This window comes from Sporosarcina sp. FSL K6-2383, from assembly GCF_038618305.1.
Taxonomy (GTDB): domain Bacteria; phylum Bacillota; class Bacilli; order Bacillales_A; family Planococcaceae; genus Sporosarcina.
Genome location: NZ_CP152017.1, coordinates 3,217,276 through 3,231,863 on the forward strand (window position 1 = coordinate 3,217,276; position 14,588 = coordinate 3,231,863).

Annotated in this window: 14 protein-coding genes; 1 reads left to right on the forward strand and 13 read right to left on the reverse strand. The window is 41.2% G+C overall.

Annotation, left to right across the window (positions count from 1 at the left end; genetic code table 11):
- Positions 1 to 5: 5 nt before the first annotated feature.
- The 9 genes from MKZ10_RS16265 to MKZ10_RS16305 all read right to left on the reverse strand — a co-directional run bounded on the left by MKZ10_RS16265 (position 6) and on the right by MKZ10_RS16305 (position 9,440).
- On the reverse strand, positions 6 to 941 hold the full coding sequence (locus tag MKZ10_RS16265) for an NAD-dependent epimerase/dehydratase family protein (protein WP_342505962.1): 936 nt from the start codon (positions 939 to 941) through the stop codon (positions 6 to 8).
- Positions 942 to 975: 34 nt separating this feature from the next.
- A complete protein-coding gene (locus MKZ10_RS16270; protein WP_342505963.1) occupies positions 976 to 2,058 on the reverse strand; it encodes a glycosyltransferase family 4 protein in 1,083 nt (360 codons plus the stop codon).
- Positions 2,059 to 2,112: 54 nt separating this feature from the next.
- Positions 2,113 to 2,865, reverse strand: coding sequence for a CpsB/CapC family capsule biosynthesis tyrosine phosphatase (locus MKZ10_RS16275; RefSeq protein WP_342505964.1), 753 nt, complete (start codon positions 2,863 to 2,865; stop codon positions 2,113 to 2,115).
- Between the two features lie 15 nt (positions 2,866 to 2,880).
- On the reverse strand, positions 2,881 to 4,236 hold the full coding sequence (locus MKZ10_RS16280) for a polysaccharide biosynthesis tyrosine autokinase (protein WP_342505965.1): 1,356 nt from the start codon (positions 4,234 to 4,236) through the stop codon (positions 2,881 to 2,883).
- Between the two features lie 39 nt (positions 4,237 to 4,275).
- On the reverse strand, positions 4,276 to 4,920 hold the full coding sequence (locus tag MKZ10_RS16285) for a sugar transferase (protein ID WP_342505966.1): 645 nt from the start codon (positions 4,918 to 4,920) through the stop codon (positions 4,276 to 4,278).
- Between the two features lie 231 nt (positions 4,921 to 5,151).
- Positions 5,152 to 5,967, reverse strand: coding sequence for a ZIP family metal transporter (locus MKZ10_RS16290; protein ID WP_342505967.1), 816 nt, complete (start codon positions 5,965 to 5,967; stop codon positions 5,152 to 5,154).
- Between the two features lie 366 nt (positions 5,968 to 6,333).
- Entirely contained in the window at positions 6,334 to 8,745 is a 2,412-nt protein-coding gene (locus tag MKZ10_RS16295) for a heavy metal translocating P-type ATPase (RefSeq protein WP_342505968.1), read from the reverse strand.
- 132 nt (positions 8,746 to 8,877) lie between these two features.
- A complete protein-coding gene (gene copZ, locus MKZ10_RS16300) occupies positions 8,878 to 9,078 on the reverse strand; it encodes a copper chaperone CopZ (protein ID WP_342505969.1) in 201 nt (66 codons plus the stop codon).
- 74 nt (positions 9,079 to 9,152) lie between these two features.
- Positions 9,153 to 9,440 carry a metal-sensitive transcriptional regulator gene (locus MKZ10_RS16305; protein WP_342505970.1) on the reverse strand — a complete coding sequence of 96 codons (288 nt, stop codon included), beginning with the start codon at positions 9,438 to 9,440 and terminating at the stop codon, positions 9,153 to 9,155.
- A gap of 172 nt (positions 9,441 to 9,612) precedes the next feature.
- Here MKZ10_RS16305 and MKZ10_RS16310 point away from each other — a divergent pair, with 172 nt between their 5' ends.
- Positions 9,613 to 10,296, forward strand: coding sequence for a zinc transporter family protein (locus tag MKZ10_RS16310; protein WP_342510251.1), 684 nt, complete (start codon positions 9,613 to 9,615; stop codon positions 10,294 to 10,296).
- 68 nt (positions 10,297 to 10,364) lie between these two features.
- On the opposite strand, the gene MKZ10_RS16315 is transcribed toward MKZ10_RS16310, so the two are convergent.
- The 4 genes from MKZ10_RS16315 to MKZ10_RS16330 are packed head-to-tail and all read right to left on the reverse strand — an operon-like array spanning position 10,365 to position 14,560.
- Positions 10,365 to 11,423, reverse strand: a complete 1,059-nt coding sequence (locus tag MKZ10_RS16315; RefSeq protein WP_342510254.1) for an NAD(P)/FAD-dependent oxidoreductase — start codon at positions 11,421 to 11,423, stop codon at positions 10,365 to 10,367.
- Between the two features lie 15 nt (positions 11,424 to 11,438).
- Positions 11,439 to 12,425, reverse strand: coding sequence for an iron-hydroxamate ABC transporter substrate-binding protein (locus MKZ10_RS16320; RefSeq protein WP_342505971.1), 987 nt, complete (start codon positions 12,423 to 12,425; stop codon positions 11,439 to 11,441).
- A 45-nt stretch (positions 12,426 to 12,470) separates the two neighbouring features.
- A complete protein-coding gene (locus MKZ10_RS16325; RefSeq protein WP_342505972.1) occupies positions 12,471 to 13,508 on the reverse strand; it encodes an iron ABC transporter permease in 1,038 nt (345 codons plus the stop codon).
- Positions 13,505 to 14,560: an iron ABC transporter permease gene (locus tag MKZ10_RS16330; RefSeq protein WP_342505973.1), complete on the reverse strand. Its 1,056-nt coding sequence runs from the start codon at positions 14,558 to 14,560 to the stop codon at positions 13,505 to 13,507. The genes MKZ10_RS16325 and MKZ10_RS16330 overlap by 4 nt, the downstream gene beginning before the upstream one ends.
- Positions 14,561 to 14,588: the final 28 nt, after the last annotated feature.

Sequence of the window (14,588 nt, forward strand, 5' to 3'; positions counted from 1 at the left end):
CTTTATCACTTCATAGATAACTTCGAACTTGAGACTGTTGAATAATAATGAACTGTTTCATGTAAACCTTCCTGCAAAGAATAATGAGAAAACCAGTCAAAGGAACTAGACACTTTGCTATTGTCCAACACACTTCTCTCAATCTCTCCGACTCTTATTGGTTGATAGACTGGTATTTTCGTTACCCCTGTCTCCTCAAAAATCTGCGTTAACAGGCCTTCAATTGACGTTTCTATTCCTGAACAAATATTATAAATTCCTTTATGCTCCCCCTCGATTGCTAGGCGACAAGCTTTCGCAACATCTTTCACATAAATAAAATCTCTTGTTTGGTAGCCACCAAACATTTCAACATTTTCCCCACGTACTAATTTTCTAATGAAGATGGAGACGACACCCGCTTCTCCATCGGCATTCTGTCTCGGCCCATAAACATTTGAAAAACGTAAAATACAGCTATTCCCACCATATATTGCATCATATAATTCAATATATTTCTCCGCTGAGTATTTCGAAAGTGCATAAAAGGACAGCGCATGGAGACGATGATTTTCATCAATTGGAAGATAAGCTGGCTCACCGTAGACGGCTGCTGAAGAGGCAAATATAAAGTTTTTCACATTGTATTTTTTCGCAAGAGAAATCAGTTTAACCGTACCAACCATATTCGTCTGTAAATCAAAAAAAGGATTATTCATAGATGCTGTAACCGAGACCTGCGCAGCTAAGTGGATAACATAGTCCGGCCTTTCCCTTTCAAATACATACTCGATTTCTTGGTCATTAATATCGAACTGATATATTTTCACAGTATTTAATAGATTGTCGAGAGATCCAGTCACTAAATTATCGACTAACACAACTTCAAAGTGATGGTTTACTAATTCTTCAACTACATGTGATCCGATAAATCCTGCTCCACCCGTCACTAATACTTTCATACTCAACATCTCCTTCCTTAGCGATAGTCTATAATCATTCGATTATCTTTTCATAGTATGCAAATGTCTTGTCATACATTTGTTCAAATGTGAAATGCTGCTTATAAAGCAATCTACTTTGCTCTCCCATCTGTAATCGAAGTGTTGAACTCGTGAGTAATGCAGTGAGTGTACGTACTAACTCAACTTCATCTTTTGGAGGAATTAAATAACCATTCACTGAAGGTTTCACTGCTTCATGCACACCTCCAACATCCGAAGCAACAATTGGTAAACCGCATTGCATGGCTTCCAAGATGCTAAGGGGAAGCCCCTCCCAATCAGAAAGCAACAGAAAAATGTCAGACTTCTGTAAAATCGCTGCGATATCATGCCGATTACCTAAAAACTGGACCCGATCATTCAGTCCCTCACTGTCCACAAAGCATTGTGCTTCCTTTAGCGTTGGGCCCTCACCCGCAAACAACATCTCCCACTCAAACTGCTGTAATTTGGTTAAGGCTTTTAGCAATTCAAGCTGTCGCTTTGGTGGTGCGAATCTGGCAACCATCACCATCGTTAACCGATTTTCTGGCTGTCTACTCTCTCTTAATCGTACTGTTTCATGCACTCCGTTATGAATCGTCAGTAGCTTTTCCTGCGGCAAAACTTTATGCTTAACAGCCAATTGCTTATCGTATTCCGAAACCGTGATGACTCCGCCCGTTATACGTCCCATCCATCTTTCAATGATTCGATATGCTTTTTTCTTTTTTGCTTCTACTCCTTCTGTAAACGACCATCCATGTGCAGTAAAAATTGTCGGGATACGAAGCGACCAGCCAGCAAGCCTACCAATCACTCCTGCTTTCGATGAATGTGTGGCAATTATATCTGGTTGTATGTTTTTTATTATGTGACGTACTTTTACAAATGCTTTTATATCCGCAACGACGTTAAGATTGCGTATTAGCGATTGACAATGAATGGTGTCGAGCTCTTTATAAAGTGTCACATTCCCTCCTGTCACAACATAAACGGAATGTCCCTTCTCCATTAAAGCAATACAAAGATCCCTCACATGTAGTTGGGCCCCACCAATCGTATCCATCCGGGTAATGACTTGAACAATTTTCATATAGGGTCCCCCCACCTTAGCGAGTGATAAGCTCTGGATGAAACAGTAATTCCATTATTTCGGTTGAATTGGAGGTAAGCTGTGAAACTCAGTACCGTTTACTACATGTCGTGCATTTTGTCTCACATAATCAACAAAGTCAGGTGACATCTTACGTTGAAGGCGTTCAAAAGCAGATTGTAAAAGGAACGGTCTTTTTTTATAATGATGTGCATCAGACGCAATAAAATGAACTAAATGATTTTTACATAACTTCAAAGCGAATTTTTTCTGCGCGCCTCCGTTCGCACCTGTAATGCTTGACGCGTTAACTTGTACAAGAGCACCTCGATTGACTAATTCAAACAGTTGACTTGGATCACTTCTAATGATGGTATTTCTTTCTGGATGCGCGATAATTGGTATATATCCTCTAAGTTGCATTTCAAAAAAAATAGGGGCTGTAAAATGTGGAAGTTGATTTTTAGGTAATTCGATGAGCATATACTTTTTACTCCCTGCAAGTGGTAGCAAGCTGTCAGTAAGTTCACTCAGTAGATTTTCATACAATTGAATTTCCATACCTTCTAAAATTGTCACGGGGACACCTTGGCTGATTAGCTGCTGGTTTAATTTATTTACTAAGTACTGAATGTTTGATGCGTTATTATTGAATTTGCCATTCCGATGATGTGGCGTGGCAATAATATGCGTAATTCCAATTGCAGCTGCAGTTTTTACTAATTCAATGGCTTCTTCTTCAGTTTGTGGACCATCATCAATCCCTGGGAGTATATGATTGTGTATATCAATTACAATAGCTGCCACTACCTTTCTCCATCTTCAATAATAAGTGTCGCTTTTAGCGGGGTCTGTTCTATTCAACACTGTTCCTAATAGAGGTGCGTTTACTTTTCTCAGCTGCGCCACACTTTTCACAGCTAGCTCTTCTTTCGTACTTTTTGCGTCGATGACGAATAGACAACCATCCACAATAGAAGACAGTGTGACTGCATCAGAAACGAGTAACGGCGGTGAGTCGATAATAATAAGATCATATTTTCTTGCTAGATGCTCAAGTAACTCTTTCATTTGGCTGGATGATAAAAACTTTGTCGGGTTTAGCGGCAGTGGACCAGCGCTCATAAAAGACAAATTGTCTATTTCAGTTTCTTGGATGATACTATCGAATGCTTCATGCCCGGAAATGGCTGAAGTAAGGCCTTTTCTTTTTGGTAGATTAAACAAGGTTCTACCCGTAGATTTCCGTAAATCTGCATCAATGTAAATCGTTTTTCTTCCATTCATGGCCATAATCATTGCTAGATTTCCACTAATCGTCGATTTTCCATCCCCAGTAGAAGAGCTAGTAATCATAATTGTTTTCATATCTTGTCCTTTTAACAGATATTCTACGTTCCCTCTAAGCCTCCGATACTCTTCAATTACACAGTCAGGTAAGTTTATATGCGCAAATAGACTTCCTGGTGGGCCGTCATTGTGCACCTGACTCAATAGACGTTTATCCATAAATGGGATTGTTCCTAAATTGGGCATGTCCATTGCTTTCTCTGTCTTCGGTACATTATCCATTTTAGTGAAATAAATTTCCCGGGTAATGATGATGATTACGCAAAGGAGAAGACCACAGACAAGCGATAGAATAAAATAAAATAAATGATTGGGTCTAACTTTCTTAGTGTCTTTTCCAGCCGAAACATCTTTCAACACTTTGATATTTTCTAGTTGCATCAGTGCCTTAATTTCCTTCTGAAATATAGCGGCATACGTATTTACAAGTAGCGCTGCTTGTTCTGGTGATTTTTCATGGGCAATAATTGTTATTATTTGAGATTCGTCAGTAGATTCAATTTTTATCTTCTCCGTAAGCTCTTCATTTGTATATGGCTTGTTAAATTCGGCATTTACGTTCGTCATCATGCGGTCACTTTTCAAAATATATTTATAGGTTTCAATTAAGCGTAAATTCACATCAATTTCATAGGTTTCTAATACCTTACTCCCCTCTTCATTCGTCGGATTATTAATTAGTAAATCAATTTTAGCCTCGTATGTTGGTGAAATGGCAAAACTACTAAAACCACCGCATAATGTAATTAACAACAAAAAAGAAGTGATTTTTCTCCAATGTTGTCCTATTAGTCCAACGATTTCTTTCAGATTCATCTGCTCATTCATCGGACATTTACCGTCGTCATCTCAATTGGCTGCATTTGTTTAATAAGCCCCCTTTGCTTTGATAACAGCTATAATGGTTGCTACGATTATTTTTAGATCGAGTCGCAAACTGCGATGTTGTATATAGTACAAATCATATTCAATTTTCTTGCCGTGGTTTATATCCGATCGTCCATTAACTTGCGCAAAACCTGTAATTCCAGGTTTCACAAGTAATCTTTGTACTTGCTTATGACTATATAAGTCTGTGATTGCCGGAATTTCAGGACGAGGGCCAACCAAACTCATATGACCTACCAATACATTCAAAAGTTGGGGCAACTCGTCCAGACTATATTTTCGTAAAAACTTGCCGATTGTCGTAACATTTTCATTACTTTCTGTCTTAAACTGAAAGTAATCCGGTACTCCTTCCTCCCATGCATACGTATGGCTGTTTTTATTGTGCATAGATACCTTCATCGTACGGAATTTCAATATACGAAATTTCTTGTTATGCATGCCTGTCCTCGTCTGACTAAAGAAAATCGGTCTTTCGGAAAAAACAATCATAATGATTGCAATGGCAAAGAACAATGGTAGGCAACAGACAAGTATGAACAGACTACCTACAATATCAAATGCTCTTTTCCACAACGGATGACGCCGAGTTATTCCTGTACGGAACGTCAAACGCTGCTCCATTCGAAGATCACCTACACCCTCTATTTTTGACTCTGAATGTATAATGACTACATCACCTCACTTACGCCATTGTATTCACGGAGTATAGGGCGACAGAACCAAAATACTGAAGTTTATAATAAGAGTTTGTGCTGATTGCACTGACTATCTCGCTGGTTCCACTGACAATCCTCCATTCATCCACGACAAAAAAAGACCTCACCGAAGTGAAGTCGCCTAACCTATATTTACTTAGCCAAATGCTACATCCAATATCATCATGACGGTAAATCCAATCATTAAGCACATGGAAGCCAGATCTTTATTGCCATTTTCCTGTGAACCGGGAATAACCTCTTCCACGACAACGAAAATCATTGCACCTGCCGCAAAACTTAGCGCAAATGGCAAAATTGGAGCCATCAATGTAACTGCGAGAACCCCAATAACGGCGGCAATAGGTTCAACAGCTCCCGAAGATTGACCGTACATAAAAGCTTTTCTACGCGACATACCATCTCTTCGTAATGGCATAGAAACTGCTGTGCCTTCCGGTAAGTTTTGAATCCCAATCCCCACCGCCAATGCAATGGCAGCTGCTAATGATGCCGATGGAAACCCAGCAGCCACCGCACCAAATGCTACACCAACTGCCAAACCTTCCGGGATATTATGCAATGTAATTGCAAGTACCAAAAGTGTACTGCGTCGCTTTTTTTCCGGGTTTATACCTTCCGCATCTTTCATCGGGGATGTTGGATGCACGTGGGGGATGATTTTATCGGCACCCCACAGGAATAATCCACCTAGCAAAAAACCAGAAGCTGCTGGAAACCAGGATGGAAATGGTCCAGTTTCCGCCATTTCAATCGCAGGTCCTAGCAAGGACCAAAAACTCGCCGCAATCATCACGCCGCCCGCGAAGCCTAGCATACCATCCATCAGTTTTTGGTTGACCGTCTTCGTCGTAAATACTAACGCAGCTCCAATCGCCGTCATCCCCCAGGTGAATAAAGTTGCTATTAGGGCTTGATAAACTGCATCTAGCTCTAAAAAATATTGTACCATTCTGTTCTTCCTCTCTATATCAATTGCGCCCGGCGTAATTGCGTTGGGATTTTGAATTGTGCACAGCACAATTGGCTCCCTTCAAAATCCCTAACATCCGCCGGAGGCTTAACTTGAATCAAGTTAAAACTAACATTCATCATTGTTCATTATAATGTCATTGTATGCTATGAGTTTCCCTAACGCAACATTTTATTTTCTAAATGAAATAAGTGTCCTACTCACAATCTTTCTTTTGCGAATAGAACACATACAAAACCGAGCTACCTTTTCGGCGAACTGAACTACCTAAACAGATAACTCGCTTACCGCGTCGGAAATAAAAACCATGCAGAGTTCCCCCCGCATGGCTTCCCTTCATTCCTTTTACAATTTAACCTTCTGCAAACGCAATGCATTCAAGACAACGGACACCGAACTGAACGCCATCGCAGCCCCTGCAACCCAAGGAGCTAACAAACCAATCGCTGCGATTGGAATGCCCACTGTGTTGTAGAAAAATGCGAAGAATAGGTTTTGCTTAATATTACGCATCGTTTTACGACTCATAATAATCGCATCCGCCACGCTATTCAAATCACCGCGCATTAGCGTAATATCTGCCGCCTCAATCGCAATATCCGTCCCTGTTCCGACAGCCATCCCGATGTTCGCCATGGCGAGTGCTGGCGCGTCATTAATACCATCGCCGACCATTGCCACTTTCTTACCTTGGTCTTGCAACTTTTTAATTTCATCACTTTTTTGTTCAGGTAACACTTCTGCAATAACATGTGTCAGACCAACTTGACGCGCAATTGCTTCCGCCGTACGTTGGTTATCACCTGTCAGCATAATGACGTCCAGCCCCAATGCCTGCATTCTCGCGATTGCTTCTTTCGACGTTTCCTTCACAGTATCTGCGACTGCTACGACGCCTGCAAGTTGTTGATCCACAGCAATCAACATCGCTGTTTTTCCTTCACCCTCCATTTTTTCCATTGCAGCATTCGAATCTAAAATCGCAATGTTACGCTCATTCATCAATTTTCTTGTACCGATTAATACTTCTCTGCCGGTAACAGTGGCACGAATACCATAGCCCGGTAATGCTTCAAAATCAGTCACTTCAAGCAATGACAAGCCTTTTTCTTTCACACCCAACACAATCGCTTGCGCCAATGGATGCTCAGATTGATTTTCAGCTGTTGCTACTAATTGCAGTACTTCATTCTCCGTAAAGCCTTCTGTCACTGTAATGTCTGTCAAAGCTGGTTGACCTTTTGTTACTGTTCCTGTTTTATCCAACACGACAGTGTCAATTGAGCGTGTGTTTTCCAAGTGCTCGCCGCCTTTAAACAACAGTCCCATTTCAGCTGCTCTGCCTGACCCTGCCATAATCGAAGTCGGCGTCGCCAAACCTAGCGCACATGGACAAGCAATAACCAAAATCGAAATCGTTGGAATCAAAGCCGAACGGAAATCGCCCGGTGTCACCATAAAGAACCAGATGAAGAACGTTGCCACCGCAATCACAACAACAACCGGTACAAAAACACCTGAAATTCTATCTGCCAAACGCTGGATGTCCGCTTTCGATCCTTGCGCTTCCTCAACTACTTTTACAATTTGGGCTAGTGCTGTATCTTTCCCAACTTTTGTTGCCTTGATTTGCAATGAACCATTCTTATTGATCGTTGCACCAATAACAACATCGCCAATTACTTTATCAACCGGAAGACTTTCACCCGTAATCATCGATTCATCGATAGCCGAACGTCCTTCAATAATTTCGCCATCCACCGGAATTTTTTCACCAGGCTTCACAAGAATCGTATCACCTGCGATAACTTCCTCAATCGGCAATTCGATTTCAACGCCATCACGCAACACTCTTGCTGTTTTCGCTTGTAAGCCCAATAGCTTTTGAATCGCCTGACTCGTTTTTCCTTTGGCACGCACTTCAAATAATTTCCCAAGGACAATTAGTGTAATAATAACAGCGGATGCTTCAAAATATAGCTCCGGGCTACCAACTTTTCCACCATTCATCCATTCAATGGATAGGTACAAACTGTAGAAATACGCTGCGCTCGTACCGAGTGCAACCAAGACGTCCATGTTAGCACTTTTATTACGTAGCGAATTAAATGCTCCTTTATAGAACTGCGCACCTACGATGAATTGAACCGGTGTCGCTAATGCCAACTGCACCCACGGATTCATTAGGAAACTCGGTAAATAAATAAAGGATAAAAACTCAAAATGCGCCACCATCGTCCATAGCAATGGAATCGTTAAAATTAATGAAAAAATGAACTTATTCTGCTGCTTTTTAATTTCCTGTTCTTTATGATCCATTTTGTCTTTGCTATCTTGCTTAGCCAATAATTCATAGCCCATTTTCTTAACGACTGTCATCATGTCCGTCGTTGCGACTTGCTTACTATCATATTCAACTGCGATAGTTTCAAGTGCAAAGTTCACACTCGCATTCGAAACGCCTTCCATTTTAGAAACGCGTTTTTCGATTTTTGTCGCACATGCCGCACAAGTCATACCTGTAATATCAAAATCGACTTTGTCTTGTATAACACTATAACCGAGTTTTTCAACTCTAGCTTTAAATTCATTGACATTTGTCTTCTCAGGATCGTAAACAATTGTCGAACGTTCCATTGCATAGTTGACATTGGCTTTTTCCACGCCTTCTATTTTAGACAAACCCTTTTCAATGCGATTCGCGCAGGCTGCACACGTCATACCGTTAATCTGCAATGTTTTTTCTGCTGTAGCCATATTGTCTCTCCTCCGATACTTGGTGGGGGTATAATATTTTCAAAGAGAAGGACTATACCTAACAAGAGGTATAATCTCCTCCACCGCTTTATACCCCCACATGGTGTAAGCGGAAATTCAGTTGATGATAGATTACGCTAGGTCGTAGCCTTGGTCTTCAATTGTTTCTTTAATTTGAGCCAATGTTGCTGCACCGTCAAATTCTACAGCCACTTCTTTGCTGCTAAGATCCACTTTAACTGCTGAAACACCTGTCAATTCACCAACACTTGTTTCAATTGAATTGACACAATGATTACATGACATGCCTTCTACTTTTAAAATTTCTTTCATATTAAAAACCTCCTGTTTTGTTGTTAATTACAACTTACTATACCCCTAACAGGTATGTCAAGTACTAAAGTTTTTTACTTCGTCATTGTTTTCATAACATCCATTAATTCTTTAATCGCCGCGTCACCATCCTGCCCTTTAATAGCCTTAACGACACAGTGATGCGTATGATCTTCTAATAATGCTAGTGAAACCTTGTTCATCGCTGATTGAATCGCGCTAATCTGGTGCAAAATATCGACACAATAACGATCATTTTCCACCATTTGATGAACACCTCGTACTTGTCCTTCAACACGCTTTAAACGATTGAGCAGCTGTTGCTTATTTGGTTGAACTGTTTTTTTAGTTGTTTCCTCCATGATTATCCCTCCACATAAATGTTCTGCATATACCCCGTACCCCTATAATATCATTTTACTTGGAGTGGGTCAACGAGTTCATTTTTTGTTGACCGCTATTTTAATCATCTTCCCCAGTGCATATAGTTATTTTGCAATGATTACACAGTGGGAGGGTATATATTTGAGTGCCATGATACTCGGTGGATTTCTTTTTATAAGCGTCAGTGTGGGAGGCATTTTTGCATGGATTGTCTCTAAATTATTCCAACAAACTACTCAAGGTCTATCCCTACTATGCGGTGGATTCCTAGTTGGCTTACTAGCCCTCGACATCATTCCATCTGCTTTACAAATATACCAAACTTCCGGCATCCTACTTGGCGCCTTGATTGGCTATCTATTATTTCAATTACTTCACCAGTTAGCCTACCTAACAACTGCTCACGCACCATCCCTCTACCTACTAACAATTGCCCTATTACTCCACACCATTCCGCTTAGTATGACGCTCGGCAATACATTAGATAATTCCTCTTTCGGCGTAAGCATTACCGCTTCAACCATTCTCCATCATCTCCCGGAAGGATTTGCTTTAACAACAGCACTCCTCTCGCAAGGCAAGCAATTATGGGGTCTGCTCCTTGTTTTCATTACCCTATCCGTGTGTTTCACTTTATTTATTTGGCTAGGGCATTCTATTAATTTAACAAACCAGGCACAAAGTATTTTGCTAGGCATTTCTATTTGCCTGCTGGCAGTAACCAGTCTATTTGAATTTATCTTTCAGCATCGCCGAGCTTTGCCGCTGGTTTCATTTTCAACCTATATCCTCATGGGGTATCTGTTAAGCACGTTATTTCATATTTTAGTGTAATAAATAAAATACAGTTACGCACAGGTGAGGACCCATGAATAACTGTATCAACTAAATTGGAAAGATAATTAACTTTTCACCGCATACAAATGCTTCACTAATTCACGATTTTTTTCTTTAAAAACATCATTATGTGAGGACACCATGCCATGCCCATACGCTTCTGGCGTGATATACTGCTTCGCTTTGTTGACAGCATTTGCCGCGTCCTGAAAAGCTCCGGCAATCAAATGAAGCTTGCCTTCATGTTTCAATATATCACCTGCCGCATAGAGCCCAGGTACGGACGTTTCACTCATTGAACTCCCCGCAACGCTATACTCATCTATCATTTCGATATTCAACCCGCTGTTTTCTGTCAGCTCTTTATCCCGATCATAGCCATGATTAATAATGACTTCATCCACTGCCAGTTGAATCTTTTGACCATCCTCAGTACTGATTAATTCCACTTTTTCAATCGTTTCATGATTATCTGCCGCAATTAGCCTCTCAATAGAAGTGTTCAATAAACAGTCCACTGAACTACTAAATAAGCGTGATACTTCCGCTTCATGCCCTTTTAGCATATCTTTGCGATACGTCAAATAGACTTTTTTGGCAATCGGCTCTAATTCATTTGCCCAATCAACAGCCGTATTACCGCCTCCAGAAATCAATACCGTCTTTCCTTTAAAGCGTGCTAGCGATTTTACCGTATAATGCAAATTGGATACTTCAAAACGCTCTGCGCCTTCAATCTCTAACTTTGTTGGCTGCAAGATCCCTCCGCCTACAGCTAAAATGACTGTTTTGGATAGATGTTGTTGATTCGCAGAAGTTTGTATGACAAAGTGTCCGTTATCATCTTTATGAATTGATGTCACTTTTTCACCTACTACAAGCTCAGGTTTGAATGTCAGTCCTTGCTGAATCAATTGCTCAATCAATTTTGCAGCTGGAACAGGTGTCAGCCCGCCTACATCCCAAATCATTTTTTCAGGATACACATTCACTTTTCCACCCAAATAAGGCTGAAATTCAATAATCTTCGTCTTCATTTCCCTCAGTCCACTATAAAAAGCAGAGTAAAGTCCAGCAGGGCCGCCGCCAATAATCGTTACATCATAGAGCTGTTCTGAATTCATCATCAAACCCCCTTTTTATTTCGTCATGGATTCTACTACATCTTCAATAATTTGACTGTTAGCAATGGCTCCGGCATATAACCAACTAGTCTCTGCACCGTATTCATAAATGCGACCATTTTTCACGGCAGGAATGTTGCTCCACAAAGGATCTTTTAACATTTCAGCGCCGTTCCCTATATCGCTATTGATTAAGAAAATATGATCTGCATCAAGCTCTGCTAGTCGCTCCAAAGAAATTGCCGACCAGTTAGCCGTCGCTGTACTCGAAATTTCTTTGACGACATTTGGCGTTGTTAAACCAAGATCACCATATAATACGGCACCACTTGAGACATTTTCACTGACGATATAAAAGTTATTACTGACCAGCCAAATCGCAGCCGCAGACTCAGTGCCAACAGTATCCTGTATAATTTGCTTCGCTTCAGACGCTTTTTTATCATAATCTGCTAGTACTTGTTTCGCCTCATCTGTTTTCCCTAAAACTTCACCAACAGTTAATAACTTGTCTCGCCAATCGCTATTATTTTCTACCTTTACAACATAGGTAGGCGCGATTTTAGCATATTGCTCATATTTCGACCCTTCTACCGCCTGCGCTGCCTCCATAAGTAGTAAATCTGGTGTAAAACTGGTTACAACTTCAAATGGTAAGTCGTGTGGAATAGTAGGTACATCTTTCAAATACTCTTGTAAATAAGTTTGAATACTTGCCCCCTCTTTAACCGACCACTGTGCCACCGGCGTAATCCCGAGCGCCACTAAATTATCTTCCAAATAAGAAGCAATAATACGTTGCGGATTAGCAGGAATAATCACTTCATGTCCCATCGCGTCCGTTACTGTCCGTTCTGTTGCCGTCTCTTCAACTGCTGGCTCAGATTGCTCTACTTCTTTCTCCGTAGCCTCGTTATTTTTATCACTACAGCCAACTAACAGCAGTACAAGCGCTAGAAAACTAGCGATCATTACAGTCATTTTTTTATTCGTAAACATCATGTCACTCTCCGATTTCTTTTTTTGATAGTAAATTTCAAATCCTCATCAATCTTTCAAACGCGACAGTAAGTAAAGGAAGTACGGAGCCCCAATGACTGCCACGACAATCCCAGCTGGAATCTCCGATGGTTGTAAAATCCAGCGACCGATTGTATCCGCAATCAGCACCAACAGCCCTCCTGTTAAAGCCGCTGTCGGCAATAAAAATTGGTGTCTCGCGCCAACTAGTTGACGCGCTAAATGCGGACCAATCAGTCCAACAAATCCAATCCCTCCACTGACGGATACACTAGCACCAGCGAGTCCCACAGCTGCCGCCAGCAATACACGTCGCTCTTTTTCAATCGATGCACCTAAACCCGTAGCTGTTAAATCACCTAAATTCAGCACATTTAAGACACGCGCCTTTGCAAAAACAAATGGCATTAAGACCATAATCCATGGCAATAAAGCCAAGACAAATTTCCAATTCGATCCCCAAATACTCCCCGCTAGCCAAGTCGCAACAAATTGATAATTTTCTGGACTAAGCCTTAGTGTTAACACAATCATGGCTGAACTAATGCCAGCTGCAACGGCTACCCCAGTGAGTAACAATCGCATAGGAGTAATCCCCTCATGTCGTTTATACGCTAACGAGTAAATGATAATAGCTGCTACGCCTGCACCCGAGAATGCTAACAAGGGTAGGAAAAAGACGGGTGTAGCTGTAGTCGATGGAAAAAAAGATATGAATAGCATGACAGCGAGTCCTGCCCCTGCATTAATCCCTAATATGCCAGGATCGGCCAAAGCATTGCGGGAAATTCCTTGTAACACACAGCCCGATACCGCAAGTCCCATTCCTACCAGAATGGAAATAATAATACGTGGTAATCGAAATTCAAATAAAATGAGTTGTTGCTTGTCTGTCCCAAGTCCAAATAGTGTACGAATGACTTCTAGCGGAGTGAGTTTAATAAAACCGGTATTCATACTGATGATGAAAACCAAAACGATTAATAAACTAAGAATGCCAATAATGACTAGATTTTTAGTTCTTGCCTGATGCTGCCCTTTTGGTAGAATCTGAATTTTCTTCATAATTCTTTTCCTCCCTTTCGTGCAAGATACAGGAAGAACGGAACACCAATTAAAGCAATCAATGCACCAATAGGCGTTTCAAATGGCGGATTAATCATTCTCGCGGCAAGGTCAGCAAGAACAACTAACAGTGCACCAAGTACAATCGAACAAGGAATAATCCAGCGATAATCATGCCCTACTAAAAAACGTGTCAGATGCGGAACAATTAATCCGACAAAGCCGACTGCACCCACAACCGAAACAGCTGCGCCTGCTAAAACAAGGACAATAAGCATACCAATCAATTTAATCGACTTTGTGCGTTGCCCAAGCCCAATGGCCACCTCTTCACCCAAACTTAGTAGCGTGATAGAGCGAGATAAAATAACGGCACCTATCATGGCTGCAATAATCCATGGGGACATAATTTGCAGATGAATCCATTTCGTTCCCGATACGCCGCCAGCATACCAAAAGGCTAAATCCTGGCCAATTCGAAAGTATAAAGCAACTCCCTCACTAAGCGCCCCTAACAATGCACTTACTGCTGCACCTGCCAGCACAAGCCGCATAGGTGTCAAACCACCCCTGGACATCGATCCAACTCCAAAGACGATTCCAACACCTAGACCAGCACCTAAGAAGGAATACATAATTAAGTACATATAAGGTAAACCAGGCAAAAAAGCGAAACAAATCGCCAGCATAAATGCAGCTCCAGCATTCAATCCAAGTAGCCCTGAGTCTGCTAAAGGATTTCGCGTCAATCCTTGCATCAACGCTCCTGCAACAGCAAAACATGCACCGACCATTGCCGCACCTAGTACACGTGGCAGACGTATTTCCCGAATAATTTGATGTGGTGTTAAATCTGGATTAAACTGAAACACCGCTGTCCAAACGGTCGCCAATTGAATGTCTGCAGCTCCAAATGAAATCGACAAACCAATTGCCATCAGTAACGCAAACATACCTCCGAATAACACAGCAATAGCTATGACGGGACGGGAATGCTTTTTAATCTTTGTTAACTCTTCTCTTTCCGTAGCTGCTTCTGCTGGAGTAGACATTCCTTTCCTCCTTCATATTTCATTTCCC